We start from the raw sequence: 1,315 nt of genomic DNA, 5'->3' as shown, positions 1-1,315 counted from the left end.
GGGAGTTGCCCCCTGATCTTGGACACTTGAACCTGGGATCGTGATGGTCCTGGGAGATCAGGAGTCCTGGAACACCATGGTGAACAAGCATTACCCGCCCGAGTTCAAGGCCGATGCGGTGGCGTTGTACCGGTCGAGGCCGGGCGCGACGATCGCGCAGATCGCCGATGACCTGGGTGTCAACCGTGAGACGCTGCGCAGCTGGGTTCGGCTCGACGATCAGCGGCGAGGCGAGGCCGGCCGTCCAGCGGCGACGGCGAAGCTCCAGCCTGCCGGCACGGTCGAGGAGGAGAACGCCGAGCTGCGGCGCCGGGTCCGTGAGTTGGAGGAGGAACGCGACATCCTGCGTAAGGCCGCCCGGTATTTCGCCGGGGAGACGCGCTGGTGACCCGCTTCCAGTTCGTCGCCGACCACTCCCAGCGCTACGGCGTGAAGCGGTTGTGTCAGCTCCTCGGGATCGCCCGGTCGAGTTTCTACTACTGGCGGTCCACCGCACCCGATCGGGCCGCGCGTGAGGCCGCGGACGCGGCCCTGGCCGTGCGGATCCGGGCGGTGCAGGCCGCGCACGACGGCACCTACGGGGCGCCGCGGATCACCGCCGAACTCAACGACAGCGGGCTGCCGGTCAATCGCAAGAAGGTGGCCCGGGTGATGCGCCGCCACCGGATCCGCGGGCTGCGGCTACGCCGGCGGGTGCAGACCACGATCCCGGACCAGGCCGCGGCGAAGGCCCCGGATCTGATCGGCCGGGACTTCACCGCCCCAGGCGTCAACCAGCGCTACGTCGGCGACATCACGTACCTGCCCGTCGGCGAGCGCGGATTCCTCTACCTGGCCACCGTCATCGACCTGCACTCCCGGCGCCTCGCGGGCTGGGCCATCGCTGACCACATGCGCACCGACCTCGTCATCGACGCCCTGACCGCCGCCCAACGCACCCGCGGCAGCCTCGACGGGGCGATCATGCACACCGACCACGGAGCCCAGTACACGGCGAAATCCTTCGCCGACGCCTGCACCGCCGCCGGGGTCCGCCAGTCCATGAGCAAGATCGGCAGCAGCGCCGACAACGCCCTCGCCGAATCGTTCAACGCCACCTTCAAACGCGAAACCCTGCAAGGCCGCCGCGCCTTCACTGACGAACACGAAGCCCGGCTCACCGCATTCCGCTGGCTGCACCGCTACAACACCGTCCGCCGCCACTCCCGGCTCGGACACCAATCCCCGATCAACTACGAGAACACCACCCACACAGCATCGACTACGCTCACCCGAGCCGCGTAAACCCCGTGTCCAAGATCAGGGGTCAAGGCCC

General features: G+C 68.7%; 1 protein-coding gene. It reads left to right on the top strand.

The features are described from left to right. Window positions 1-76: 76 nt before the first annotated feature. Window positions 77-1,284, top strand: a protein-coding gene (locus tag ABD901_RS58600; protein ID WP_380139904.1) for an IS3 family transposase whose coding sequence is annotated in 2 segments (ribosomal slippage) — window positions 77-368 and window positions 368-1,284 — 1,209 coding nt in all. Because the reading frame shifts where the segments join, the coding sequence is not laid out codon by codon here. Window positions 1,285-1,315: the final 31 nt, after the last annotated feature.

This window comes from Dactylosporangium darangshiense (genome assembly GCF_039537565.1).
In the GTDB taxonomy this organism is placed as follows: Bacteria; Actinomycetota; Actinomycetes; order Mycobacteriales; family Micromonosporaceae; genus Dactylosporangium; species Dactylosporangium darangshiense.
The sequence above is the reverse complement of the archived record's forward strand: the minus strand, read 5'-3'. Positions and strand labels throughout refer to the sequence as shown.